Source organism: Gordonia spumicola, from assembly GCF_009932475.1.
Classification (GTDB): Bacteria; Actinomycetota; Actinomycetes; order Mycobacteriales; family Mycobacteriaceae; genus Gordonia; species Gordonia spumicola.
This window is the reverse complement of the sequence record NZ_BJOV01000005.1, coordinates 2,098,353-2,123,697: the sequence shown is the minus strand read 5'-3', so window position 1 is coordinate 2,123,697 and position 25,345 is coordinate 2,098,353. Positions and strand designations below refer to the sequence as shown.

25 protein-coding genes and 1 riboswitch are annotated in these 25,345 nt (G+C 68.8%); of the genes, 13 read left to right on the top strand and 12 right to left on the bottom strand.

All coding sequences use genetic code 11. The annotated features are described in order from the left end of the window. Positions 1-115: 115 nt before the first annotated feature. Positions 116-526 (top strand): hypothetical protein, encoded by a 411-nt coding sequence (locus GYB83_RS21165; protein ID WP_161897256.1) that lies wholly within the window; start codon positions 116-118, stop codon positions 524-526. 12 nt (positions 527-538) lie between these two features. On the opposite strand, the gene GYB83_RS21160 is transcribed toward GYB83_RS21165, so the two are convergent. Continuing rightward, positions 539-1,315 (bottom strand): alpha/beta fold hydrolase, encoded by a 777-nt coding sequence (locus tag GYB83_RS21160; protein ID WP_161897255.1) that lies wholly within the window; start codon positions 1,313-1,315, stop codon positions 539-541. Positions 1,316-1,364: 49 nt separating this feature from the next. Between GYB83_RS21160 and GYB83_RS21155 the strand changes: the two genes are divergently transcribed. The 3 genes from GYB83_RS21155 to GYB83_RS21145 all read left to right on the top strand — a co-directional run bounded on the left by GYB83_RS21155 (position 1,365) and on the right by GYB83_RS21145 (position 6,122). Next, on the top strand, positions 1,365-3,110 hold the full coding sequence (locus tag GYB83_RS21155; protein WP_161897254.1) for a GNAT family N-acetyltransferase: 1,746 nt from the start codon (positions 1,365-1,367) through the stop codon (positions 3,108-3,110). 144 nt (positions 3,111-3,254) lie between these two features. Continuing rightward, complete coding sequence (locus tag GYB83_RS21150) at positions 3,255-4,667, top strand: amino acid permease (RefSeq protein WP_161897253.1); 1,413 nt, start codon at positions 3,255-3,257, stop codon at positions 4,665-4,667. Positions 4,668-4,676: 9 nt separating this feature from the next. Next, positions 4,677-6,122, top strand: coding sequence for a flavin-containing monooxygenase (locus GYB83_RS21145; protein ID WP_228461690.1), 1,446 nt, complete (start codon positions 4,677-4,679; stop codon positions 6,120-6,122). A 72-nt stretch (positions 6,123-6,194) separates the two neighbouring features. Here the strand turns inward: GYB83_RS21145 and GYB83_RS21140 are convergent, their stop codons facing one another. Together GYB83_RS21140 and GYB83_RS21135 are read right to left on the bottom strand one after the other, a co-directional pair. Next, on the bottom strand, positions 6,195-6,986 hold the full coding sequence (locus tag GYB83_RS21140; protein WP_161897252.1) for an ABC transporter permease: 792 nt from the start codon (positions 6,984-6,986) through the stop codon (positions 6,195-6,197). After that, on the bottom strand, positions 6,983-7,906 hold the full coding sequence (locus GYB83_RS21135; protein WP_161897251.1) for an ABC transporter ATP-binding protein: 924 nt from the start codon (positions 7,904-7,906) through the stop codon (positions 6,983-6,985). Before GYB83_RS21135 ends, GYB83_RS21140 begins: the two co-directional genes overlap by 4 nt. A 125-nt stretch (positions 7,907-8,031) precedes the next feature. Between GYB83_RS21135 and GYB83_RS21130 the strand changes: the two genes are divergently transcribed. Together GYB83_RS21130 and GYB83_RS21125 are read left to right on the top strand one after the other, a co-directional pair. Beyond that, entirely contained in the window at positions 8,032-9,189 is a 1,158-nt protein-coding gene (locus tag GYB83_RS21130; protein WP_161897250.1) for a sensor histidine kinase, read from the top strand. Positions 9,190-9,221: 32 nt separating this feature from the next. Further along, the gene (locus tag GYB83_RS21125) at positions 9,222-9,854 is read left to right on the top strand and encodes a response regulator (RefSeq protein ID WP_161897650.1); all 633 of its coding nucleotides are present in this window, start codon (positions 9,222-9,224) and stop codon (positions 9,852-9,854) included. Between the two features lie 670 nt (positions 9,855-10,524). On the opposite strand, the gene GYB83_RS21120 is transcribed toward GYB83_RS21125, so the two are convergent. Then, entirely contained in the window at positions 10,525-11,409 is an 885-nt protein-coding gene (locus GYB83_RS21120; protein WP_228461688.1) for an endonuclease domain-containing protein, read from the bottom strand. A gap of 90 nt (positions 11,410-11,499) precedes the next feature. On the opposite strand from GYB83_RS21120, the gene GYB83_RS21115 reads away from it, so the two are divergent. Both GYB83_RS21115 and GYB83_RS21110 read left to right on the top strand, forming a co-directional pair. Beyond that, positions 11,500-11,955, top strand: a complete 456-nt coding sequence (locus tag GYB83_RS21115) for a peroxiredoxin (RefSeq protein WP_161897248.1) — start codon at positions 11,500-11,502, stop codon at positions 11,953-11,955. Beyond that, entirely contained in the window at positions 11,952-12,386 is a 435-nt protein-coding gene (locus GYB83_RS21110) for a GNAT family N-acetyltransferase (RefSeq protein ID WP_161897247.1), read from the top strand. The genes GYB83_RS21115 and GYB83_RS21110 overlap by 4 nt, the downstream gene beginning before the upstream one ends. Before the next feature lie 3 nt (positions 12,387-12,389). On the opposite strand, the gene GYB83_RS21105 is transcribed toward GYB83_RS21110, so the two are convergent. From GYB83_RS21105 to GYB83_RS21090, 4 genes are read right to left on the bottom strand one after another with little or no spacing between them, the layout of a single operon-like run. Continuing rightward, positions 12,390-14,009 carry a dipeptide ABC transporter ATP-binding protein gene (locus GYB83_RS21105; RefSeq protein WP_161897246.1) on the bottom strand — a complete coding sequence of 540 codons (1,620 nt, stop codon included), beginning with the start codon at positions 14,007-14,009 and terminating at the stop codon, positions 12,390-12,392. Positions 14,010-14,011: 2 nt separating this feature from the next. Beyond that, positions 14,012-14,923: an ABC transporter permease gene (locus tag GYB83_RS21100; RefSeq protein WP_161897245.1), complete on the bottom strand. Its 912-nt coding sequence runs from the start codon at positions 14,921-14,923 to the stop codon at positions 14,012-14,014. Then, the gene (locus GYB83_RS21095; RefSeq protein ID WP_161897244.1) at positions 14,920-15,882 is read right to left on the bottom strand and encodes an ABC transporter permease; all 963 of its coding nucleotides are present in this window, start codon (positions 15,880-15,882) and stop codon (positions 14,920-14,922) included. The genes GYB83_RS21100 and GYB83_RS21095 overlap by 4 nt, the downstream gene beginning before the upstream one ends. Before the next feature lies 1 nt (position 15,883). Further along, a complete protein-coding gene (locus GYB83_RS21090) occupies positions 15,884-17,479 on the bottom strand; it encodes an ABC transporter substrate-binding protein (RefSeq protein ID WP_161897243.1) in 1,596 nt (531 codons plus the stop codon). Positions 17,480-17,694: 215 nt separating this feature from the next. Here GYB83_RS21090 and GYB83_RS21085 point away from each other — a divergent pair, with 215 nt between their 5' ends. Then, complete coding sequence (locus GYB83_RS21085) at positions 17,695-20,031, top strand: arylsulfatase (protein ID WP_161897242.1); 2,337 nt, start codon at positions 17,695-17,697, stop codon at positions 20,029-20,031. A 134-nt stretch (positions 20,032-20,165) separates the two neighbouring features. Further along, positions 20,166-21,149, top strand: coding sequence for a TauD/TfdA dioxygenase family protein (locus tag GYB83_RS21080; RefSeq protein WP_161897241.1), 984 nt, complete (start codon positions 20,166-20,168; stop codon positions 21,147-21,149). Here the strand turns inward: GYB83_RS21080 and GYB83_RS21075 are convergent. Continuing rightward, positions 21,137-21,676, bottom strand: coding sequence for a hypothetical protein (locus GYB83_RS21075; protein WP_228461686.1), 540 nt, complete (start codon positions 21,674-21,676; stop codon positions 21,137-21,139). The genes GYB83_RS21080 and GYB83_RS21075 overlap by 13 nt on opposite strands. Before the next feature lie 109 nt (positions 21,677-21,785). Here GYB83_RS21075 and GYB83_RS21070 point away from each other — a divergent pair, with 109 nt between their 5' ends. Together GYB83_RS21070 and GYB83_RS21065 are read left to right on the top strand one after the other, a co-directional pair. Beyond that, entirely contained in the window at positions 21,786-22,901 is a 1,116-nt protein-coding gene (locus GYB83_RS21070) for a sensor histidine kinase (protein ID WP_161897240.1), read from the top strand. After that, entirely contained in the window at positions 22,898-23,548 is a 651-nt protein-coding gene (locus GYB83_RS21065; protein ID WP_371865315.1) for a response regulator, read from the top strand. Before GYB83_RS21070 ends, GYB83_RS21065 begins: the two co-directional genes overlap by 4 nt. Here the strand turns inward: GYB83_RS21065 and GYB83_RS21060 are convergent. Then, positions 23,545-23,925, bottom strand: coding sequence for a DoxX family protein (locus GYB83_RS21060; protein ID WP_161897239.1), 381 nt, complete (start codon positions 23,923-23,925; stop codon positions 23,545-23,547). The genes GYB83_RS21065 and GYB83_RS21060 overlap by 4 nt on opposite strands. 105 nt (positions 23,926-24,030) lie before the next feature. Beyond that, a riboswitch (guanidine-III (ykkC-III) riboswitch) is annotated at positions 24,031-24,095 on the top strand. A 17-nt stretch (positions 24,096-24,112) separates the two neighbouring features. On the opposite strand from GYB83_RS21060, the gene GYB83_RS21055 reads away from it, so the two are divergent. After that, the gene (locus GYB83_RS21055) at positions 24,113-24,427 is read left to right on the top strand and encodes a DMT family transporter (protein ID WP_161897238.1); all 315 of its coding nucleotides are present in this window, start codon (positions 24,113-24,115) and stop codon (positions 24,425-24,427) included. A 51-nt stretch (positions 24,428-24,478) separates the two neighbouring features. Here GYB83_RS21055 and GYB83_RS21050 read toward each other — a convergent pair whose 3' ends face one another. Next, entirely contained in the window at positions 24,479-24,688 is a 210-nt protein-coding gene (locus GYB83_RS21050; RefSeq protein WP_161897237.1) for a CsbD family protein, read from the bottom strand. Positions 24,689-24,835: 147 nt separating this feature from the next. After that, positions 24,836-25,330, bottom strand: a complete 495-nt coding sequence (locus GYB83_RS21045) for a MarR family winged helix-turn-helix transcriptional regulator (protein ID WP_161897236.1) — start codon at positions 25,328-25,330, stop codon at positions 24,836-24,838. Positions 25,331-25,345: the final 15 nt, after the last annotated feature.

Here is a 25,345-nt window from a genome sequence, read left to right as displayed (position 1 = left end):
CGGACGACGCCGAACGTCGTCCACGACGGACTTCTCGGCGCGAACGGACGACAAAGCGGGCGGTTCGGTCGTAAGGTGATGTGAGGGTCGGTTCCGATACCCAGGGGATGCGCTCATGAACAGAATCAGTCGAGGATTGACGATCGGCGCGATCGTGATCGGTGCGGTCACGGTGACCGCGCCGTACGCTGACGCCGCGACGGTCCGACCCTTCCAGATCCAGCCCGCCGCGTTCGGCAATCCGAACGGCAGTCTCGACGTTCCGGCGGTCCGATGCGGCGTCGTCCGCGACGGTGCGGGCGTCGTCACCGTCACCGGGACCATGCGTGACCGCTGGGGTTGCATCCCGAGCGCGACCGTCTCCTGGATCAATCTGTCGACCGGCCGCACCGGGCACGCCAGGCTCTCGGGCGGCCTCAACGGTCACGTCCCGCAGGTTCGTCTCTCCACCGGACGCGGTCAGGTGGTGCTGACCCTCGCTGCGGGCGGAATCATGACGCCCGGCTTCGCCACGATCGCGGCGTAGGGCGGACACATCCTAGCCGGACGCGACCTGGTCGTGCAGGAGCAGCGGCCATTCGGCCAGGTCGGACGGCGTGCGGGCGACGGTCAAGGTCGACGAGGGCAGCAGATCGGCGAGCGCGTGCGCGGTCGACAGCGGGTGGCCGGGATCGTCGATCCACGCGAGGATCGACGTCGGCGCCGAGATGCCCGCGACGGTGTCGGGTGACGGCAGATCGCTCGATGCGGCTCCGCGGAACACCGACGGCAGCAGATCGGACCCGACGTCCGGCACGGTCTCGGCGACACCGGCCAGGGTCGGCGGCTGCGGGACGGCGCGGCCGGCTTCGATGAAGGCGTCGACGCCGTCGGCCTCGATCCGGTCGGCCGCCGCGCGGTAGTCGTCGGCGACGGCGGCGCGGGTGTCCCACGCCGTCGGGGGGATCATCAGCGTGAGTCCCGAGAAGCGATCCGGGTCGATCGCGGCGGCGTGCAGCAGCGTCCCTGTCCCCATGGACGGTCCGACGCCGTGGACGCGTTCACCGGGGAACCACTCGTCGAGCAGTCGGAGCAGATCCGTCGCGAGTGCGGGCCAGCGGTAGTCGTCCGGGACGGCGCGCCCGGTGGACCGTCCGTGGGCCCGGGCGTCGTACCGCAGGAGTCGAGTGCCGCTCAGACCGCGTCCGAGGTCGAGGCCGAGGGTGCGGTCGCGCGACCGGCTCGAGGTGAGTCCGTGCAGCTGGACGACGGGGCGCCCCTGCTCGTCGCTGAACGAAACGTCAAGGTCCGCACCCGGAACGTGGAATGTCGGCATGGGGTCCTCCTCGAGTTGCGGGCCTGGAGATGATGGGTAGCGTAGCGCCATGAGGCTCACGAACATCGGGCACCTCCGGCTGCCGTTCGGGCGACTGTTCGGCTACGACGTCGCCGTGTCCGACCCGGGAGCCGACCTCCCCGTCTCCTTCGACCAACGTCGACACGTCGGTGCGGGCGACCGCCCGGGCTCGTGGATGGCGTTGTCGTTCCGACTGCCCGACCCGGTGCCCCGCGACGACCTGGCGGCCGCGTGGCTGGCTGTGATCGCCCGCCACGGCACGCTCCGGTCGGTGTTCGTCCCGTCCGACGACGGGCCGCGACTCCGCGCGGTCGACGTGGCGCCGGGCGGCTGGATCGAGCATCGGATCGGACCAGGTCAGGCGGTCAACGACGTGCTCAGGTCGGTGTTCGACGAGTACTGCACGCCGTACTCCAGGCCGTCGCACCGCCTGTGTGTGCTCGAGACGGCGACCGGTCCGACGGTGATCGTCGCGGCCGACCACTCACACGTCGACATGTGGTCGATGCTGGTGATCGTCCGTGACCTGCTCGCATCGCTCGGCGGCCGTCCGAGCGACCTCGCGCCCGCGTTCGTCGAGCACACCCGCGCCCTGCTGGACCGCCCGGCCGCGCCGGACGACGTCCGTGACCGGTGGGCCGAGATCCTCTCCGACAGCGGTGGGACGATGCCGCGATTCCCGCTTCCGCTCGGCTCGCCGGTGATGCACTCCGAGCGGGTGGAGGTCCGCGACGTGTTCGACGTCGACGAGAGCGCGGCGTTCTCCGCGCAGGCGCGCGACGACGGCGTCTCGACGCTGTCGCTCGCCGTGTCGGCGATGACGGCGGTGACCAGGGACCTCGCGGGTGTGCCGTTGCGGGCGGTGTTCCCCGTCCACAGTCGGTACGACTCCTCGTGGCACGAGTCGGTCGGCTGGTTCATCACCAACTCGGTGATCTCGTCCGCCGACCCGGATCCCACGGCCTGCGCCGCGGCGGTACGCGAAGCCGTCCGGCTCGGTTCATGGCCGCTGCGGGACGTGCTCGAACCGTGGGGCGGCGACATGCCGGAGGCTCCGGGCATGTTCGCGATCTCCTGGCTCGACCTGCGGCGACTTCCGGTGCGCGTCGACTCGACGAGCATCGACGCGCAGTACGTCGGAGCGGTCATCGCGACCGACGGGGTGATGCTCTGGTTCATCCTCGACGACGCGGGCCTGCACCTGAGGTGCCGGTACCCCGACACCGACGAGGCCAGACACGGCGTCGGCGGCTGGCTCGACGAGCTCGTCGCACGGCTGCGGGCGAGCGCCCACTCGTCGGCGGGTGACGTCCTTCATGTCGGGGACCGGACGTTCCGTGTGCAGCGCGCCGTCCGGGCCGACGTTCCCGCGGTGGTCGCACTGCTCTCCGACGACGAGATCGGCGGGGCGCGGGAAGGCGCCGAGGTGGAACGGTACGAGGCGGCGTTCGACGTCGTCGCTCGCGACAACGCGCACTATCTCGCCGTGGTGCGGGACGGTGATCGGATCGTCGCGACGATGCAGCTCACCGTCATCCCCGGCCTGTCCCGAGGCGGCACGACGAGGCTGCAGATCGAGGGGCTGCGCGTCGCGGGCGCCTACCGTTCGCTGGGGCTGGGGTCGGCGATGCTCGACTGGGCCCGGTCGCACGGCACGGCGCACGGCGCACGACTGGTTCAGGTGACGACCGATGCGGCCCGTGACCGCGCTCGATCCTTCTACGCCAGGGCCGGTTTCCGGTCCGATCACGTCGGGCTCAAACTCGACCTGTGACCGCAGCGAATTCGTCCGTCTGGACGACACGCTGCGGTGGGGCAGACGAATCGGGCGTTCGACGAGGGGAGTGACCGGCGCAACACCGCGGGCGAGTAGATTCACTCCCGCTGCACGACGCACGAGCTTCGCGAAAGGACGCAGGTGACGACAACCCAGCAGGACGACTCCGCAGTCGACGAGGGCTACCAGCGGGGACTGACTGCCCGCACAGTGCAGATGATCGCCATCGGCGGCGCGATCGGAACCGGCCTGTTCTACGGCGCGGGTGGCGCGATCGAGAAGGCCGGACCTGCGCTTATCCTCGCGTATGCGGTCGCGGGCCTCGCCGTGTTCATCGTGATGCGGGCGCTGGGCGAGCTGATCATCTACCGTCCGGTGTCGGGCGGCATCAGCGAGTACGCCGACGAATTCCTCGGGCGGTTCGCCGGATTCAGTCAGGGCTGGACGTACTGGGCGGTGTGGACGACGACCTGCATGGCCGAGATCACCGTGGCGGGCAAGTACGTCAACTACTGGTGGCCCGTCATCCCGGTGTGGGTGACGGCCCTCGTCGCGCTGATCGTGCTCTTCGGCGCCAACCTGATCTCCGTCGGCCTGTTCGGCCGCGCCGAGTTCTGGTTCTCGGCGATCAAGGTGACGGCGATCCTCGGCATGATCATCATCGGCATCGGGGTGCTCCTGCCGATCGCCGGACTCGGCCCCGACGTCGGCCCGTCGGTGACCAACCTGTGGAACAGCGGAGGCTTCTTCGCGACCGGATTCATGAACGCTCTGCTCAGCCTGCAGATCGTCATGTTCGCCTATGTCGGCGTCGAACTGGTCGGCGTCACCGCGGGCGAAGCGGAGAACCCGCGCGTCACCCTGCGCAAGGCCATCAACTCGGTGCCGTTCCGTATCGGCATCTTCTACGTCGGCTCCCTGATCGTGATCCTCTCGGTACGCAGCTGGAAGGACTTCCACGCGGGGGAGAGCCCGTTCGTCGCGGTGTTCCAGTACATCGGCATCCCCGGCGCGGCCGGCATCGTCAACTTCATCCTGCTGACCGCGGCCCTCTCGTCGTGCAACTCGGGCATCTATTCGACCGGCCGCATGGTCCGGTCCCTCGCGCAACGCGGTGACGCCCCGGCGGCTCTGCAGAAGCTCTCGAGTCGTCAGGTGCCGCTGCCCGGCATCGTGCTGAGCGCCTTCGTCATGGCGATCGGCGTGGTCGTCAACGTGATCGACCCCGAGCACGCGTTCACCTACATCACCGCGGTGTCGACGGTCGGCATCATCGTCGTCTGGGCGACGATCATCATCTGTCAGATGGTGTTCCGACGCCGCGTAGCGGCAGGTCTGCTGCCGGAATCGGACTACAAGGTGCCGTTCGCGCCGTTCAGCACGTGGGGCGCGCTCGGATTCCTTGCGCTGGTCGTCGTGCTGCTGTTCTTCGACAAGGACGGACGCATCGCGCTCATCGTCGGCGCGGTGTGGTTCGCGCTGGTCGGCATCGGGTACGCGGTGTGGTCGCGGAGCGGGACGGGCCACGACGGCGCGTCGGCGGCGGCTCGGTAAGGGGGAGACGTGCCGTCTATCGCGATCATCGGTTCGGGCTTCGGCGGCATCGGCATGGCCGCGTCGCTGAAGGCCGACGGCCATGACGACATCGTCGTCTTCGAGAAGGGCGACGGCGTCGGCGGGGTGTGGCGCGAGAACGAGTATCCGGGCGCGGAGTGCGATGTGCCGTCGCACCTGTACTCGTTCTCGTTCGCGCCGAATCCGGACTGGTCGCGGAGGTTCGCCGGACAGCGCGAGATCCTCGACTACCTGGAACGGTGCGCCGACGACCTGGACGTCCGGCGGCACATCCGCTTCGGCGTCGAGGTGCTGTCGGCGACGTTCGACGACGCCGCAGGCCAGTGGGTGCTCGACCTGGCGGGCGGCGAGACGCATCGGGCCGACGTCCTCGTCGCGGCCACCGGCCAGTTGAGCAGGCCGTCGTATCCGCGCATCGACGGCATCGACGCCTTCGACGGGGCGGTGTTCCACTCGGCGACCTGGGATCACGACTACGACCTGCGCGGCAGGCGGGTGGCCGTGATCGGAACGGGAGCGTCGGCGGTGCAGTTCGTCCCCCATGTGGCGCAGCGCGCGGCGAGCCTGACGTTGTTCCAGCGCAGTGCGCCGCACGTCCTGCCCAAGCCCGACTACCCGTACTCGCCGAGGGCCGTCCGCGCGTTTCGGACCGTCCCCGGACTGCTGCGGGCGTCGCGGTGGGCCACCTACGCGACCTTGGAGCCGCGCGCCCTGGCCTTCATGGGTTTCGACCGACTGATCAAGCCGTACGAACGACGGTACCTGCGGATGCTGAAACGCCAGGTCGCCGACGCCGAGCTGCGTGCCAAGCTGGCCCCGGACGACCCGATGGGATGCAAACGCATCCTGATGTCGAACGACTACTACCCGGCCCTGACGAGGGAGAACGTCGACGTCGTCACCGAGCCGATCAGTCGTGTCGAGCCGGGCGGCGTCGTCACCGACGACGGTGTGCTCCACGAGGTGGACGCGATCATCCTCGGCACGGGATTCGCGGCCACCGAGTTCCTCGCCCCGATGTCGGTGATCGGTGCGGGCGGTGTCGACATCAACGACGCGTGGCGCGGCGGCGCCCACGCGTACCTGGGGCTGAGCGTCTCCGGGTTCCCGAACTTCTTCATGCTGTACGGGCCGAACACGAACCTGTCGCACAACTCGATCGTCTACATGCTCGAGTCGCAGTTCTCCTACGTGTCCAGTGCGGTCGCCGCGTTGGTCCGCACCGGCGCCCGGGCGATGAGCGTGCGCGCCGACGTCGAATCGGAGTTCAACGACACCTTGCAGAAGCGTCTCGCGAAGACGGTGTGGGCGCGCGGCTGTCACGGCTGGTACACGACCGCGGACGGCAAGAACACGCAGAACTGGCCCGGATTCACCTTCGCGTACCGGCGGGCCACACGGACCTTCGACCCGGCGCTGCACGACGTCTCCTGAACGCCGACGAACGGCGCATCCCCAGGGAGTGGGATGCGCCGTTCGCGGGTGAATGCGTTCAGTTCCTCCAGATCATTTGATCTCTGAACGCATGATCCGGTTCACGCCGAAGGCGAGAGGCAGGACGATCCAGATGACCGCGGCGACCACGATGTGCGCCCACTGGGAGCCCGCGGGCCAGTCGCCCTCCAACAGCGGACGCTGAGAGGCGTTGAGGTCGATCCAATCGGTGAGGTGATCATTGATCCACGGAACGATGCTTCCGACGATGCCGATCACGGTGGGCACCACGAAGTACAGCACGATGGCGGCGGGTGTGTTCAGGAGCAGCGCGGCGAACGCGAAGCCCATGAGGACGCCGGTGATCATCGAGAAGACGCTCGCGAACAGGGACACCCCGGTGATCTCCCACGACCCGGCGGGATCGGAGTAGATCAGTCCGCCGATGAGGTTGCCGAGCGCGCCGAGGACCAGTGCGATGACGATGGCCGCGATCGACGCGAGGAGCACGGTGACCAGCTTCGCGACGATGATCCGTTCCCGGCGGGGCTCCATCGTGAACGTCGTCAACGCGTTGCGCTGGCTCCACTCGCTGGTCACGAGGAGGATCGCCATCACCGGCAGCAGGAATCCGAGCGGAGTGGTCATCAGGCCGAAGAAGTTCTCGAACGTGATGGTGTCCGGATGACTCGAGCCGACGATCAGGACGATGACCGCGATCAGCGCGGAGATCGCGGCGATCGAGATCGCCAGCCACATTCCCGCGCGGGTGTCGACGAGCTTGCGGAGCTCCACCTTCACCAGGCGTGACATCGGGATGCCCTGGGCGGCCTTCGTCGGCGGGGTTGCGGTTGTCGCGATCATCGCTGGACTCCCTGGAATGTCGGTTGTTCGCGTTGGGTCTGCTGGGTGAGCTGGAGGAACATCTCCTCGAGTCGGGCTCCGTCGCCGCCGCGCAGTTCGACGAGCGCGACTCCCGCGTCGCGGGCGACGACGCCGACCACGTCCGGCGTCTGCTCGACGGTGAAACCGCCGTCCTGACGCTCGTGGAACGGGATCCCGGCGGTGTACAACGCCTGGCCGAGACGCTGGTCGTCGGCGGAGCGCACCACGGCCCCGGTTCCCGCGAGCAGTTCTTCCTTGGTGCCCTGGGCGACGATCCGGCCGTGTCCGATGACGATGAGGTCGTCGGCGATGATCTCGATCTCGTGCAGCAGGTGCGATGACAGGAGGACGGCTCCGCCGCGGTCCGCGTACTGGCGGAGCAGCGTGCGCATCCAATGGATGCCCGCGGGGTCGAGGCCGTTGGCGGGCTCGTCAAGGATCAGGACCTGAGGGTCGCCGAGCAGCGCGTTCGCGATGCCGAGGCGCTGCCGCATGCCGAGCGAGTAGTTGCGGACGCGGCGGCCGGCCTCCTCCGCGGTGAGGCTGACCATGTCGAGGGCCTCGTCGACGCGGGACTGCGGCGCCCCGATCGTCATGGCGGTCAGTCGGAGGATCTCGGCGCCCGTGCGTCCGGCGTGCTGGGCCGATGCGTCGAGCAGGACGCCGACGCGCGTCGCCGGGTTCGGGATGTCCCGGTAGGCGACGCCGTTGATCGTCGCCGTCCCCGTCCCCGCGGGGGTGAGGCCGGTGATGATGCGCATGGTGGTCGACTTGCCCGCGCCGTTCGGTCCGAGGAAGCCGGTCACCCGTCCCGGCTTGCAGGTGAACGACACATCGTCGACGGCGACGAAATCGCCGTACCGCTTCGAGAGGTTCTTCACTTCGATCATGCGTTCCATCCTGTCGGGCCGCGGCCCGCGGCACATCCGTCTCCGGGATCGAATCGCCTCATCCGAAAGTATGAGACCGATGTCGACCCCGGGAGGAGCGCGCGAGCACTCGCGGCGGGGATAGCCTTGCACTCGTGCGCCCAGAGGACTATCAGCCGACGTTGACCCGGTGGAGCACGTCGTGGCGCGTCCTCGTGGTGTCGGCGATCTCGGTGCTGGCGATGTTGCCGAGGGCGCCGTACCTGCTCGAGGAACATCCGTCGTGGATGGTCGCCGACGTCGCCGTCGGGCTGGTGATGCTCGGCGTGGTGGTCCGCTACCGGCGGACGCACCCGGTGATCGTGGCGACGGTCACGAACGTGGCGGGCGTGTTCTCCGCGTGTGCGGCCGGTCCGGCCGCGTTGGCGCTGGTGTCGTTGTCGACGCGTCGTCGTTGGCGCGAGTTGATTCCCCAGTCGGTCGTGACGATCGTCTGCTCCGTCGCGGGTCTGTACGTGTTGAAGTCGCCGTCGGACGAGCCGATCGGCGTCGCCGACTTCGGGTTCTTGTTCGTCGCCCTCGGTCTGGCGGTGGCCTGGGGTCTGTACATGGGGTCGCGCCGTGAACTGCTTGCGAGCTGGCAGCTGCGGGCGCGGCTGGCCGAGGGCGAACAACATGCGCGGGTGCGGGAGGCGCAGGTCGCCGAGCGGACGCGGATCGCGCGGGAGATGCACGACGTCCTCGCCCACCGGATCTCGACGATCGGCATGCACGCGGGGGCGCTCGCCTTCCGCGACGATCTGCCGCCCGAACAGATCCGGGAGACGGCGCAGACCATTCAGGAGACGTCGCACCTGGCGTTGACCGAGCTCAGGGAGGTGCTCGGCGTCCTGCGGGAGGGGCCGGGCGACGCCGACCCCGAGCCGCCGCAGGCCACCGTCGACGACATCCACGAGTTGATCGAGGAGAACCGCAGGTCCGGGATGCGGATCGACGTCGACTGCGACGCCGACCTCGCCGAGCTGCCGGACGTGCTGGGTCGGACCCTGTACCGGTGTGTTCAGGAGGCGCTGACCAACGCGCGCAAGCACGCGCCCGCGAGTCGTGTGCGGATCGCGATGTCCGGTGGTGTCGGCGACGGATTGGATCTGCTGGTGGTGAACCCGTTGTCCGTGGCGGCCACCGCGGCGCCCGAATCGGGGTTCGGCCTCGTCGGCCTGGCCGAGCGCGTCGCCCTGCACGGCGGCAGGCAGTCGGCGAGGACCGTCGACCGCGCCTTCGAACTGCGGGTGTGGTTACCGTGGCAGGCGTGAGGGAACAGTCCGCGCCGGCCAGACGGCGCATCATGCTCGTCGACGACGACCCGCTCGTGCGGTCGGGGCTCCGGCTGATGCTCGGCGGGAGTTTCGACGTCGTCGCCGAGGCGGGCGACGGTCGAGAGGCGCTCGAACGGTACGAGACGGACCCCGTCGACCTGGTGCTGATGGACCTGCGGATGCCGGTGCTCGACGGCATAGCGGCGACCGGCGAGTTCAAGGGCCTGCCCGACCCGCCCGCCGTGATCGTCCTGACGACGTTCGACGCCGACGACTACGTCGTCCGCGCACTCGCCGTCGGAGCGGACGGCTTCCTGCTGAAGGACACCCCGCCCCGCGACATCGTCACCGCCATCGACAACGTGCTGTCCGGTCAGCCCGCGCTGAGCCCGTCGGTCACGGCCGCACTGATCAAACAGGTGGTCGACGGTCGCGGCGACGACCGCGCGGACCGGGCGGAGAAGGCGGTCGGCGACCTCACCGAACGCGAACGCGATGTGGCCGTCTGCCTGGCGAAGGGGGCGTCGAACGCCGAGATCGCCGCCGAACTGTTCATGAGCGTTCCGACCGTGAAGGCTCACATCTCACACATCTTCGCCAAGCTCGGCGCGTCCAACCGCGTCCAGGTGGCGATCCTCATGCACGACGCGGGCCTCGCCTGATCAGCAGCGGACGTGTCGTACCCGGATGGGACCATCCGGACATGAAGAGGTCTCGCAGACGCGCACCGCGCCAACGTGCGACACCGTGGAACGCCGCGGTGCCGCCGGTACCGACGCGCAAACGCGGTGGTCACTATCTGAGTGCACATCCTCAATCTCCCGAGCGCCAGGCGTGGGCCTTCGCGTACCCGCGCCCGACGTGCCCGTCGTGTCACGGTGGGAAGACGTGGATTCTGGTGGCGGGGCTGTTCGAACCGTGGCCGTCGTGGTATCCCGAGTGGGTCACGTTCGTCGGCTGTGTCGCCTCTCGGTTTGATCACTGCTGCGAGGACTGCGGACAGTTCTGGGCAGTCGACAGTTCCGGTGAGCTGCGCTGCTCCGCCGCTCGAGCCTTTCTTGACGACGAGGTCTTATGGGGCATCCGGCGTCGCTCTGACCCTCGCGGGCGTCGCGCGTGTTTCGAGGCGACCTACCGGGCGAACCAGCTTCGGAATCGGGAGTATCCGAGGAGCATGTGGGTCGGGCCGTACGAGATCCGTGAACTCGACGACGAGGACTATGAGCGACTCGCTGCCGACGGTGTGATCGCTCAGGGAGAGCGTTGGCCGCCTCCTCCGCCCTGGGTTGACGACCACCATTACCCGGTTGGCAGTGATGGGTGACCGGGCGATCAAAAGTCAGTACTGAGATCGAACACCGAGGGAACATTGCCCTCCAGTGTCGATTGCAGTACTGACTTTTGAATCATCTCGATCGCCTGGGGCGTGCGAGCGCGGTGCCTGTCCGGCCTGGTGATCGACAGGATGTCGGCGAGCACACCGTCCCAGTCGTAGAGGATGTCGTCGTAGGTGAGCCGGAGGACGAGCCACCCGTCGACGACCGCTCGGCGATCGCGGTGATGATCGCGTTCGTAGTCTGCTCGACTCGCGTGGTGCAGGACGCTGTCGCACTCGATCAGCAGGCGGCCGACCCGGAGATCGGCGTGCCCCACCCCGGCGACCGGCGGCTGGACGACGACGTCGAAGCCCGCGGACCTGAGTCGGACCCTCACGATGCTCTCCGTCCCGGACTGGGACCGACCGTCCACCCAGCGGAGGCGGCGGAGCACCGCGGGACCAGGCTTGCCCATCGCGGCGAGCAGATCGGCGACGTCGTTTCCCGTCGAGTTGAGGTAGGAGTCGCAGACCGCGACCCACTCGTCGAGGGGAAGGCAGCCGACGGCGTAGAGCAGAGCGACCGGAATGGGGTCGACGGGTTCGCGAGCCGACCGGACGCACCCGCTCGGTGGTCGGCACGCGGGGTTCTTCCCGCTCAGGTTCGAGCTGCGACGTAGATGCAGGCCGTTGTGGCCGGGAGGGGTCCAGAGGCCGTGGAACCTGAGGGCATCGACACAGGTCGACACTCCGCCGTCCCGCACCGCGGACGCGGTGCGCGTGTCGTGATTCGCCGCGGCGAACCATCCCCAACGCAGTTGTATGAGATCGCCGGAGAGAACAGCTCGACGAATCGTCTTCCGATCGAATCCGAGCACTAGCAGCGCGGATGCCGGATACACGCCTGAATCCCTCATACAAGGTCAGACGCGGCGGCTCGGTGTGCGGTTCCCGCGCCACGCGGGCCGCGGTGAACTCGCTACGGTGGAGGGATGAAACCCGGTGACACCGCGCCCGACTTCGCTCTGCCCGACCAGAAGGGCGAGGTCCGACGCTTGTCGGAGCTCCTCGCCGACGGACCCGTCGCGCTGTTCTTCTATCCGGCGGCGTTCACGCCCGGCTGCACCAAGGAGGCCTGCTACTTCCGCGATCTGGCGTCCGACTTCGCGACGGCGGGAGTCCAGCGGATCGGCATCAGCCGCGACGATGTGACGAAGCAGAGCGACTGGACCGACAAGCACAGTCTCGACTACCCGCTGTTGGCCGACGTCGACGGCGCCGTCGCCGAGGCGTACGGGGTGCGCCGCAGCAGACTGTTCGGGGCGATCGGCATGCCGACCAAGCGCACCACGTTCGCGATCCGCGCCGACGGCACCGTCGCCGACGTCATCGCGTCCGAGGTGAACATGAACGTCCACGCCGACCGCGCCCTCAAAGCACTCGGTTGATCCTTCGAGAACCCGGCGTCGACGACTACCCGGCGATCGTCGGTGTGTGGCGGAGCGCGGTGACGGCCACCCACGACTTCCTCGCGACCGAGCACTTCGCCGAGATCGAGCGGGCGTTGCCCGGGGACTACCTGCCGAATGTGACGCTCACCGTCGCCGAGCATCAGGGTCGGATCGTCGGGTTCTCCGGCGTCGCCGAGAACCGTCTCGAGATGCTGTTCGTCCACGACGACGTCCGAGGGACGGGGGTGGGCACTCGTCTGCTCGATGACGCGATCGAGCGGCTCGAAGTCACGGAACTCGACGTCAACGAGCAGAACCCGCATGCCGTCGAGTTCTACCGTCGCCGGGGCTTCGAGCAGGTCGCCCGCTCGGACCTCGACGGCGACGGCCTACCGTACCCGATCCTCACCCTCGCCTTGCGGCGGTAGCGCTCAGGCCGGGACCGCGGGCCGTCCGGCGCGCACACGATCCGGGTCGGGCACCGGGACCGCGTCGACGAGGGCGCGCGTGTAGTCGGTGACCGGAGAGGCGAAGAGGTCGTCGGCCCACCCGGTCTCCACGAGTCGGCCCGAGCGGAGCACGGCCACCCTGTCGGACACCTGCCGGACGACGGCGAGGTCGTGGCTGATGAACAGTGCGGCGAACCCGAATTCCGACTGCAGGTCGGCGAAGAGTTCCAGCACCTTGGCCTGCACCGACACGTCGAGGGCGCTCGTCGGCTCGTCGGCGATCAGCAGTTCCGGACTCGCCGACAGTGCCCTGGCGAGGGCCACGCGTTGACGCTGTCCGCCCGACAGTTCGTGGGGCAGTCGGGCGGCGAACGACGTCGGCAACTGCACCGCGTCGAGCAATTCGGAGACTCGTCGATCACGGGACGCGCGGTCGCCGATGCGCTGGATGTCGAGTGGTTCGCGGATCGACTCGCCGATCCGCAGCCGCGGATTCAGGGACGCGGTCGGGTCCTGCGGGACGAACGCGATACGGCGACGCAGCGCGCGCAGACGTGCCCCACGGGCCGTCGAGACGTCCTCGCCGTCGATCAGGATGCGACCGTCGGCCACCGGCACCAGCCCGCCGATCGCCCGGCCGAGCGTCGTTTTGCCCGATCCGGACTCGCCGACCACCCCGAGGACCTCGCCAGGCGCGACATCGAGGGTGATCTCAGACAGCGCGGTGTGCGGTCGCGATCCGAAGCGTCCCGGGTGCCGGACGGTGACGTCCTCGATCTCCAGGATCGGGTCGTCGACGTCCGCGGTCGGCGGGCTCTCCGGCACGCCGGTGAGGCGGGGGACCGCCGCGAGCAGTCGCCGAGTGTACGGTTCGCGCGGAGCCGCGAACAGGCTGTGCACGTCGCCGGTCTCGATGGTCTCGCCGAGTTGGACGACGACCACCCGGTCGGCGATCTCGGCGACGACACCGAGGTTGTGGGTGATCAACAGGATGCCGGCCCCGGTGCGGTCGCGGAGCCGGACCAGCAGGTCGAGGATGTCGCGTTGCACCGACACGTCGAGTGCGGTGGTCGGCTCGTCGGCCAACAGCAACGCCGGATCGCCGGCGAGCGCGAGAGCGATCACCACGCGCTGCTTCTGTCCGCCCGACAACTGATGCGGATAGTGGCCGAGCCGGGTCGCCGGATCGGGGATCTCGACGAGAGTCAGGAGTTCGAGTGCACGGCGTCTGGCCTCGGCTCGTGAGAGCCTGCCGTGCCGGGTCAGGGCCTGCCGGAGTTGCCAGCCGACGGTCTGCACGGGGTTGAGCGCGGTCTGCGGCTCCTGGAAGATCATCGCGACCCGGGCGCCGCGGACCGACGTCCACTCGTGTTCGTCGAGGTCGAGGACTTCGAGTCCGTCCACCTTGACCGAACCGGTGGCTTTCGCCTTCGGCGGAAGCAGGCCGATGGCGGCCCGCGCGGTCATCGTCTTGCCCGATCCGGATTCGCCGACGAGCGCGACGATCTCGCCCGCGTCCACGTGCAGGCTGATGCCCGCGACGGCGGGCCGCGGATAGTCGAATGTGACGTGGAGGTCGGTGACCTCGAGTGCTCGTGTCATGTCTACTGGCTCCTTCGGTCGGACGAGATCGACTGCGCGATCAGATAGAGGCCCAGGACGAGGGCCGATACGACGATGAGTGGGCCGAGCGCAAGCCAAGGGTCGGTCTCGAGGTAGCCGTTGCCCGCGGCGAGGAGGCCGCCGAGCGACGGGGTCGGCGGCACCACTCCGATCCCGAGATAGCTCAGCGCTCCGCTGATGAAGACGCCGAGCGACAGGGACAGCGCGAACTGCACTCCGAGAGCCTCGACGGAGTTCGGCAGTACGTGCCGGAACAGGATCCGGCCACCGCCCGCGCCGCTCACCCGGGCGGCCTCGACATACGGCTGTTCGCGGACCCGCAGCACGGACGTCCGCACGAGTCGACCGAAGATCGGGATCTCGGCGATCGCGATGACGATCCCGACGGTGACCGCCCCCGGTTCGAGGATCGCGACCAGTGCGATGCCCAGGATGAGGGCGGGGAACGCGAGGATCACGTCGAAGACGCGCTGGACCACGCCGTCCGCCCGCCGGAACGAGACGCCGACCAGCCCGACGAGCGTGCCGACGGCCGCGCCGACCGGCACGGCGATCGCCACGATGAGCAGGTCGACGCGGATGCCGGAGACGATGCGCGACAGGACGTCCCGGTTCACGTCGTCCGTGCCGAACCAGTGCTCGGAACTCGGGGCCAACAGGTAGGCCCCGTCGATCTGCTGGTCGGGCGCGTAGGAGACGAGCAGCGGCCCGAACACTCCGGCGAGGACGACTGCCAGCACCAGGAACGTGCCGACGAGTCCGGACCCACGGAACACGCTCTTCCACACCGGACGCCGGATGGGCCGGGAGTCGCGGTCGGACGGCGACTCGGGGATCAAACCCGGGCCGAGGTCGGTCGGCGACGAGTCGACGGAGGAGAGGGTGGTTGTCATGCGGCGGCACCTGCCAATCGGATTCGGGGATCGAGCCATGCGTGGACGACGTCCGCGGCGAGTTGGATGACGACGAACACCGTCACCGACAGCAGGACGAGGATCTGGACGAGCGGATAGTCGCGTGCGGAGATGCCCTCCTCGGTGAGCAGGCCGAGCCCGGGCCAGCCGAATATCGACTCGACCAGCACGGCGCCGCCGAGCAGGGCTCCGACGATGAGACCGAAAGCGGTGATCGTCGACGGCAACGCGTTGCGCAGCGCGTGATGGCACACCACGTCGCGTCGAGACGCGCCGGTAGCGATCGCCGTGACCGCGTACGGCTGGGTCAGTTCGGTCTGGAGAGCCTCGGTGAGGAACCGCGCGAGCATCGCGCCCGCGGGCAGGCCGAGGGTGATCGCGGGCAGGGCGAGGTACTGCGCCGTGATCCACAGGTCGTCGGTGAAGCCGTCCGGGGGAGTGCCGCCCGCCGGGAGGAGCCGCCAGCGGACGCCGAAGAGGAAGATCAGCGCGATGCCGACCACGAAGGTCGGCAGGGCGATCGCGACTGCGTTGACTCCGGTCAGCAGTGCGCTGAGCCACCTGGTGGGTCGGATGGTCGCGGCGAGGCTCAACGCCACACCGAGGGCGGTCGCGACGACGGCGGCGGCCGACGTGAGGACCAGGGTGTTGGTGAGGCCGAACGACACGAGGTCGCCGATGCTGCCGCCCACCTGATAGCTCGTCCCGAAGTCGAGGGTGAGGACGGATCCGATCCAGGAGAGGTATTGGGCGCCGAAGGCGCGGTCGAGGCCGAGGCCGTGGCGGATCGCGGCGAGGTCGGCCGGAGTGGCGTCCGGGCCGGCCAGCGCGGCCTCCGGACCGCCGGGTATGAGGCGCAGGACGGCGAAGATCAACAGGGATGCGGCGAACAGGACGACGAGCGCCGTCGGGATCCGCCGGAGAAGGTATCTGGTCATGTCATGACCTCCGATCGGGGTTGGCGAGGCTGGTGCCCGCGAAGTGGAATTGGACGCGGCGGTCCCAGTCGACGCCGCGCACGTTCGGCGACGCCGTCGCACGCTGGATCACGACACCGATCTCGACCAGGAACAGGTCGTTCAGCCAGACCGAGTCGAGCCTGCGATAGGCGGCGAGGGCGGCGGGCGACGACGGGTCCGCCGTCTTCCACGCGGCGTCGGCGGCCGACGCGTACTCGGCGCTGACGAAGTTCGAGGCGTTCTTCGCAGCGTTGAACGGGTACGCCGACACGGCGAGCGTCGACGGCGTGAACTGGGCGAACGCGTGCTCGAGCACCCAGAGACCGGAGAACTGTCCGCCGATCAGCTTCGCCGCGTGCACGGTCTGATCGTTGGGGACGAGCCGCGCGGTGATCCCGACGTCCTTCAGGTTGCTCTGGACGATCTCGGCGACGATGCGCGACGTGCCGCCCTGCGTCGAGTAGTCGAGGTCGATCGGCGCGACAGGCGGCAGGTCGCGCAGGATCGCGCGAGCCTTGGCGACGTCGCGGGTGAAGGTCCGGTTGGCCGCGGCGTCGTAGGCGGGCGACGTCGTCGGCCACGGGAGGTTCACCGGGTATCCGGAGCCCTGGTAGACGTCGTCGATGATGCGGTCGCGGTCGACGGCGAACGCGATCGCCCGGCGGACCCGAGGGTCGGCGAGGGCGGGGTTCGCGACGTTGACGCCGATGTACGCCTGGCTTTCGGCTCCGGTGAACTCGATGTCGTCGAAACCGTATCGGCTGGTCGCGAGCTTGCGGTCGTGTGCGGTGAGTCCGGCAGGGTCGACGACGTCGAGCTGGCCGGTCCGCAGGCGGGTGTACAGGGACTTCGGGTCGTTGCCCTCGACGAAGGTGATCTTGTCTAGCGCGGGTGCGCCGCCCCAGTAGTCGTCATTGCGCACGAGGACGACCGTCGAATTGGGTGTCCACGACGAGAACCGGAACGGCCCGGTGCCGTTGAACGTCCGGCCCGCCTTGAGCCCGTCGATCGTCGTCGCGTCGATGACGGGCGCCGAGTCGAGGAGGTCGAACACGTTGCCGAGCGGATGGGCGAACCGGAGGATCACGCGGTGCGGATCGCTGACGTCGTAGCCGGTGATGGCGGCGGCCGTCCGCTTGAACTGCGGCTTCCACGGTCCGGCGAGGTAGGCGAGGAGCGACTGCTGCACGTCGGACGACGTGAACTCGCGCCCGTCGTGGAATCGCACGCCCGTGCGGAGGTCGAGCGTCAGCGACAGACCGTCGGGAGCGAGGGTCCATCCGGTCGCAAGGGACGGGCGCGGTGTGGACGAACGATGGTCGAGCGTGATCAGGGTGTCGTACACGTTGGCGACGATGTGGCCGTTGAGGCTGCCGGTCCCGATCTGCAGGAACTTGGCGGGCGAGATGTCGCCGAGCACGCCGACCCGGAGATCGCCGCCGCGCACCACCGCGCCGGTCCGACTCGACTGGCTCTGCTGCGCGTCCACCGCACTACGGCAACCGGTGAGCCCGACGACGGACAGGAGTGTCAGCGTCAGCGCGCACAGGGCGCGGGTGAACGGGTGTCGGAGCATCGTGGAGTCTGCTTTCTCATTCGACGGCGTGGTTGGCATCGAATGATTCACCACATCCGTGAATCGATCGCTGTTTCCGATCACGGAGATTCGAAGTTTTGACGCGACCTGACGATGTCGACGACATTGTTGTCTCACCGAATTCCCCGACGACATTCCCGGGTGCTTCTCGTTCTCTGCCACCAGAGCGAGCGCAGCGAATCGAAAGGCTCACGATGAACGACATTCCCGAATATGCGCGCGGATACGCCGACTTCGGCGGGACCATCGGACGGACCACGTCCGAGTCGACCGCATGGTGGCCGGACGACGATGCCGCCGACGGCCGACGGCCGAACATCGTCGTGGTGCTCGTCGACGACCTCGGCTACTCCGACATCGGACCGTTCGGCGCCGAGATCCCGACGCCGAACATCGACAGGCTCGCCGACAGCGGCTACCGCCTGAGCAACTACCACACGACGCCGGTCTGCTCACCCGCCCGCGCCGCACTGCTGACCGGCGTCAACCCGCATCGTGCCGGGTACGGCAGCGTCGCCAACTCCGACCCGGGCTTTCCCGGCCTGCGGCTGGAACTCGCCGACGACGTCCTGACGCTGCCGGAGATCCTCCGGGAGTCGGGGTATGCGACGTTCGCCGTCGGCAAGTGGCACCTGGTCCGGGACGCCGACATGAGTCCGGGCCGGTCACGGAAGTCGTGGCCGTTGCAGCGCGGATTCGACAGCTACTACGGCTCGTTGGAGGGCCTCAACTCGTTCTTCCACCCCAACCAGCTGATCGCCGACAACTCGGTGGTCGACGTCGACGAGTACCCGGAGGGCTACTACGTCACGGACGACCTCACCGACCGGGCGGTCTCGCAGATCAAGGCGCTGCGTGCCCACGATGCGGACAAGCCGTTCTTCCTGTACTTCGCGCACATCGCGATGCACGGTCCGCACCAGGTGAAGGCGGACGGCCTCGATCGCCACCGCGGCCGCTACGCCGACGGCTGGGACGAGGTGCGGCGTCGCCGGTTCGCCAGACAGGTCGCCGACGGGCTGTTCGCTCCCGGCACGCCGATCCGGGAGCGCAACACCGAACCAGGGTACGACGCGCCGCCGTGGGACGATCTGTCCGACGACGAGAAGCGTCGCTACCAGCGCTATCAAGAGGTCTACGCGGCGCTCGTCGACAGCGTCGACCAGAGTGTCGGCCGGGTCCTCGACCTGCTCGACGACCTCGGCGAACTCGATGACACGATCGTGGTCTTCACCTCGGACAACGGGGGCACCGCGGAGGGCGGAGCGGAGGGCACGCGCTCGTACTTCAGCCGGTTCGTGCACGGTCCGGTGCCGCCCGACTGGGAGCCGGACGTACCGCATGACGAGGAGCTGATCGGCTCGGCCGAGATCGGCGTGCACTACCCGCGCGGCTGGGGGCAGGCGTCGAACACCCCGTTCCGGTTCTACAAGGGGCAGACGTTCGCCGGCGGCGTGCGGGTGCCGTTCGTGCTGTCCTGGCCGGGGGGACTGGCCCGGTCCGGCGACGACGACGGCGTCCGCCGACAGTTCGCGTACGTCACCGACCTCGCGCCGACACTGCTGGACCTCGCGGGCGTGCCGACTCCGGGGACACGGCACGGGCTCGCCGCGGCTCAGCGGGACGGCGTCAGCGTCGTCGACGTCTTGCGGTCGCCCGACGCGGCGTCGCCGCGCACCGAGCAGTACGCCGAGTTCGGCGGACACCGAGGCTTCTACCGCGACGGCTGGAAGTTGCTGTCGCTGCACGACGACGCGCCCGAGCACGTGGATCGTCCCAGGTGGGAGTTGTACGACGTGCGTTCCGATCCCGCGGAGACCACCGATGTCGCGGCCGAGCATCCCGATGTCGTCGCCGAGCTCGCCGCTGCGTGGGACAGGGCGGCCTGGCACAACACGGTGTTCCCGCTGTTCGACTCGGTCGGCGACCAGATCAGGCGGCGCCCGTCGGAGGCGCAGCGGTTCGCGTCGTCGGTGCGGATCCTGCGCGGCACGCCGACGCTGGAGCGATACCGGTCGAGCAGGTTGATCGCCTACCGGGACTTCGACGTGGACGTCGAACTCCGAGACTGGGGGCCCGACGAGGAGGGGGTTCTCGTCGCGCACGGCGACGTCCAGGGCGGGTACCTTCTCGTCGTCGAGGACCGGACCTTGACGTTCGTCTACAACGCGTATGGCCGGGTCAGCCGCGTGTCCGGTCCCCTGCCGGACGGGACCGGCAGGGTGACCCTGTCGGCGCGGGCGTCGGCCGACGTCCGGTGGGACTTCACGATCGTCGCGGCGTCGGATCAGGGCGAGTCGGTGATCGCCGAACTGCCGCGGGCGGTCCAACTCGTCGGCATGGCGCCCTGGACGGGTGTCTCGGTCGGATTGGACGCGCGCGGTCCCGTCGACTCGGACCTGCGCGCCAGGCGCGGTGTGTTCCGGGCGCCCGCATCGCTCGTCGCCGTCACGTACACGCCGGGACCGGTCCGGGTCCCGGTGGACATTCGACGCACGATCGACGACCGGGCGGCGGACGCCGCCGATTGAGCGCACTTGCGATCACGATGAGTCGATATGTGGCGGGGCGCCGCCGGAATCGGTTTCATTCACTCCACACGACGAGATGTCGCTGACATTCTCGTATTCATATTCTGCAGACCTCCGGTGAAAGGACAACAATCATGACCATCGCCACGATCAATGATCACGCCGACCGTGCGGCGGCCGCCGAAAGCATCTATTCCGACGCCGGGATATCGGTCGAGAAATTCGGGGAGCACATCGGCGCGAGAATCAGCGGGGTCCGTTTGGGCGGTGACATATCTGACGAGCAGACGGAGGCGATCCGCCTCGCACTCGCCGTCAACAAGGTCGTCGTCTTCAGCGGTCAGGAGCATCTCGACGACGACGGTCAGTACGCGTTCGCCACCCGGCTGGGGGAACCGACCCTGCCGCATCCGACCGTCACGTCCAAGGGCAGTCAACTGCTGACCATCGAGGGCGCCGCGAACAGTTGGCATACGGACGTGTCGTTCGTCGACCGGGTCCCGAAGGCGTCGATCCTGCGTGCCGTCACCCTGCCGACGTGGGGCGGGGCGACGACGTGGGCGTCGACCGTCGCCGCGTACGAGCAGTTGCCCGCGCCGCTGCGGGCGTTCGCCGACACCCTGTGGGCCAAGCACTCCAACCTGTACGACTACGTGACGTCCGAGCACGGCGGCGGCGAGCGGGAGACGAGCCGCCGAACCGAGCACTACCGAGAGTTCACGAGCTCCGAGTACCAGACGCTGCATCCCGTCGTCCGGGTGCACCCGGAGACCGGGGAGCGCAGCCTGCTGCTGGGTCACTTCGTGAAGGAGTTCCACGACCTGAAGCCCGGCGAGTTCGCGGCCCTGTACCAGGTCTTCCAGAATCGGATCACGAAGCTGGAGAACACGTTCCGGTGGAACTGGAGTCTCGGCGACGTCGCGATCTGGGACAACCGTGCCACCCAGCACTACGGGATCGCCGACTTCGGTGCGCAGGAACGACGACTGCACCGCATCACCCTCGCGGGCGACGTGCCGGTGAGCGTCACGGGGGAGTCGAGCCGGGTCATCACCGGCGACGCGTCGCACTACTCGGGCATCGACGAGCCGCGCCGACTGGGCGTCTATGCGGCCTGATCCTTCGCCGTGAACCAGATCGGCCCGGTCAGCAGCCAGACGACGGTGACGACTCCGAGCATCCCGAAGCCGCCGAAGAGGGCTTCGCGTTGGGCGTCGTCGGCGACGGTGTAGCCGAGGGTCGCGGTGATGGCCGCGGCGATGGCGACCGCGCCGAGCCACCGGCCGAAGTCGGCCCACTCGTGCCGGGCCCGCACCGGACCGGTCGGCGGGATCGGCGCCGGGGCGGGCCCGCCGACGAATCGGTGGGCGAAACGCACGTCGGCCCATCCGATCATCCGATGGCCGAACATCAGGGTGCCGCCGAGGTAGATCGGCGCGAGGCGGTGCGCGAACTCGACGTCGCCGCCGCGCGCCAGGTCGACGGTCACGGCGATCAGCAGGATCAGGTCGACGAGGGGGACGCAGGCGAGGACGATCGTCGACGCGCGGGTGCGGCGTGCGAGATATCGGAGGGCGAGCCCGGCGACGACGAACGCCCAGAATCCGACCTCGCAGGCTCCGATGGTGATCAGGACGGGGTTCATGGATTCACCGTGCCCCGCGCGCACCGAGCCGCACATCCGCCGATCGTCGTCGCGAGGTCGTACTTTCGGGGGACCCACGCGGGAGCCGGGTGTGCTGTAGTTGGGCACGATGACGATCCGATTCCACCGAGACGGCCTTGTGACGGCGGCGAACCTGATGGCCGTCGGCACCCTTGTCGTCGGTCTGCTCATGTGGGCGGCCGGATCCTTCGTCTTCTTCACCGACGTCGACCGGTATCCCTGGTACGGAAAGCTCGGGATTCTGTCGGCGGCGTTCGTCGTCCAACTGTCGGCCCAGCGCAGACCCGCCGTCGCGCTCGGCGCGATGGGCCTCCTGGTGGCGCTCGACGCGTACGCGGGACCGTCGCTTCCGTTGTGGATCGCCGTGTCGGACGTGATGTACATCGGTGTGGTCCGCGGGTCGGATCGCCTCCGACGTGTCGTGATCGTGCTCGGCGTCATCGCCACCGTCGCCGGGGCGGTCGCCGGAGTGATCGCCGGGGGCGCGCGTGCCGGTGTGCTGACCGGACTGATCGGCGTTGCTCTTCTGCTGTCGCCGATCGGCTACGGACTGTCCGTGGTCGCGACCCGGCGCGCGGCCGACGCACAGAAGTCGGCCGCGGTCGCGCAGGCACAGGCCGAACGGTCGGCCGCACTCGCCGATGAACGCCGACGGCTCTCTCGCGAACTGCACGACACCGTCGCCGGGCACGTGTCGGCGATAGCGATCCTGTCTGAGGCGGCGCGCGACGCCGATGAGCCCGGACCCGTTGTCGAATCCATCCGCGGGAACTCGCTCGCGGCACTGCGCGAGCTGCGGGCGATGATCGATCTGCTGGCCGCCGACGGGGACGACATCACAACCGTCCGCTGGTCGTCGCTCGATCCGCTGATCGCCGCCGCCGACGCCGTCGGCTCGACGGTCACCGTGAACGGCGACACGGCCGGGATGCCTCGTCGACTGGAAGCCGTCGTCACTCGGATCGTCGGTGAGGCGCTCGCGAACGCGACCAAGCATGCACCCGGACATCCGGTGGCCGTTGAACTGTCAGGCACAGGCGACACCGTGCACCTGACGGTCCGGAACGGGTGGACCGGGGCAGAGCCGTCGACGACGGGACAGGGGTTGGCGAACATGCAGATCAGGGCGGAGAGCGTCGGGGGCCACCTCGACGCGCGGCCGGTCGGACAGGAGTGGGTCGTGAACGCGGAGCTTCCCCGGTGAGCGACACGACGAGGCGGGTCCGCGTGGTGCTCGCCGACGATCACGCGGCCGTCCGGGAAGGGCTGCGGATGGTGCTCGAGGCATCGGGGCGGATCAGTGTGATCGGAGAGGCGGCCGACGGCGCCGCCGCGATCCGGCTCGCGTCGGAACTGCGGCCCGACGTCGTGCTGATGGACGTCCGGATGCCCGGCGTCGACGGTCTGGCGGCCACGGCGGCCGTCACCGCCGCGACCGACGCGCGCGTACTGGTGCTGACGACGTTCGGCCTCGACGAGTACGTCGTCGGCGCGTTGTCGGCGGGTGCGTCGGGCTTCCTGCTGAAGACCGCGTCCGGCGCCGAGCTCGTCGACGGGACGCTGCGGGTCGCCGAGGGCGACGCCGTCCTCGACGCGGGCGTCACCAGGGCGGTCGTCGACGCCATGCGCGACCGGCCGGCACCGACGGTTCCCGACCTCTCGGCGTTGACCGACCGTGAACGCGATGTGCTCGGCGGTGTGGGTGCGGGATTGTCGAACGCGCAGATCGCGCGCCGATTGGGGATCGGGGAGTCGACGGTGAAGACGCACGTCTCGCGAGTGCTGACGAAACTCGAGGCGCCGTCGCGGGTTCAGGCCGCGGTGATCGCCGCGGCCGCGGGGTTGGTCTAGGGTGTGTCTCCCACGTCCGCCGGTCCTGTCGCGGCAAGTGCGCCGTAGAAGAGCAGGAACGATGTCGCCGCCGCGGCATTGAGCCCGAAATCGCGGACGCGCACGTGGGCGCTGACGGCGAGCGTGAAGTAGACCGTCAGCATGATCGCCGTCAGACGCGCGAGGGTGGGCGATCGCGTCACGGACGCCAGACCGATCGCGGACGCACCCTTCACCACGGGGAAGATCCACCGATTGGTCTGCGGATACTCGACGGTGTCGAGGCAGCGGGTGATGTATGGGATGGGGCCGATGCAGGCGGCTGCGTCGGCGGCCTGCCCGACTGCGGCGAGCCGGTACACGCGCGGGTCACGGATGAGGTCGGTCGGTGCGGTCATGTTCCGACCGTAGGACGATCGGTGGTCCGCGGCAATGGTCCGCGGTGGTGACTGAACGCACCACGATGGGGCATTGGTCTCGCGGTCCGCTGTGGGTATGGTCGGGGGGTGGCCGGAATCCGGCCCCCGGACGAGCTCACCGTACCCGGCCTGCGACAAGACGGTGTTCCTTCGAAAGGGGATCATCATGTCGTGGATCATTCTTGTCGTGTCCGGGCTGCTCGAAGCGGTATGGGCCACCGCCCTCGGTAAGTCGGAGGGATTCAGCCGCCTCTATCCATCGGTCGTCTTCGCCGTGGCTCTGGTCGCCAGCATGGCGGGACTGGCGTTCGCGATGCGCGATCTGCCGATCGGTACGGCCTATGCGGTCTGGGTCGGCATCGGGGCCACCGTCACCGTCGTCTACGCGATGGTCTCCGGCGACGAAGCGGTCAGCATGATCCGGATCATGTGCATTCTCGCGATCGTCGGCGGAGTGGTCGGCCTCAAACTCGCGTCCTGACGAGAACAGCGGGCGGCCGAGTGATCTCGGCCGCCCGCTGCACTGGTCTGATCAGTGGCCGGTGAGCTTGTCCTTGACGGCGTCGATGCCGTCCTTCACCTTGTCTGCCACCTCGGTGGCCTTCTCGCGAACCGCGGCGAGTCCCTGGTCGGCCTGTCCCTCGGCCTTGAGGTCGTCGTCGCCGATCGCGGCGCCGGTCGCCTCCTTGGCTCGGCCCTTCAGATCGTCGGCCTTGTTCTGTGCGTCGTCTGCGAGTCCCATGATGTGAAATCTCCCTTCGATCGAGCGCTCCAACCCCTGCGGGTGGTCGTCCGATTGGACGACACTCCCGACGGTACCGAAGGACGGCGGATCTGGCACCGATCGGAATCGTCGTGGTTTCATCCCCCGCGCGCGGCGGATCGACGATCAGAAATCGCCGTGAGCTGCACGAAGGGAGCGAATGGCTGTCACCAGGGCGCGCGACTGCTCAGCGGGCATTCCTATGTCGGCGAACACAGTGTTCAGGGCGGCAGTGGCGCATTCCACACGGTCGCGGCCCGCATCGGTGATCGCCACGAGCGTCGTCCGGCCGTCGGTCGGGTGTGGTCGACGTTCGACGAGGTCGGCATCGACCAGCCGTGCGATGGCGCTCGTCGTCGATGAGACGTGCACCTGCAGGCGGTCCGACGCCTTCGAGATCGGAAGTTCGCCGTGCCGGGTGAAGGCCAGCAGTCGGAGCAGTTCGAAGCGGGCGAACGTCAGTCCGAACGGCTTCAACTCCTGCTCGACACGCGCCAGCATGATCTGATGCGCACGCATCACGGACGTGACCGCTTCCATGCCGTCGGCGATCTCGCCACCCCAGCCCGCGTCCTCCCAATTGCGGCGGGCCCGCGCGATCGGATCACGGTCGTCTCGCACGGGCCCTCCCCAGTT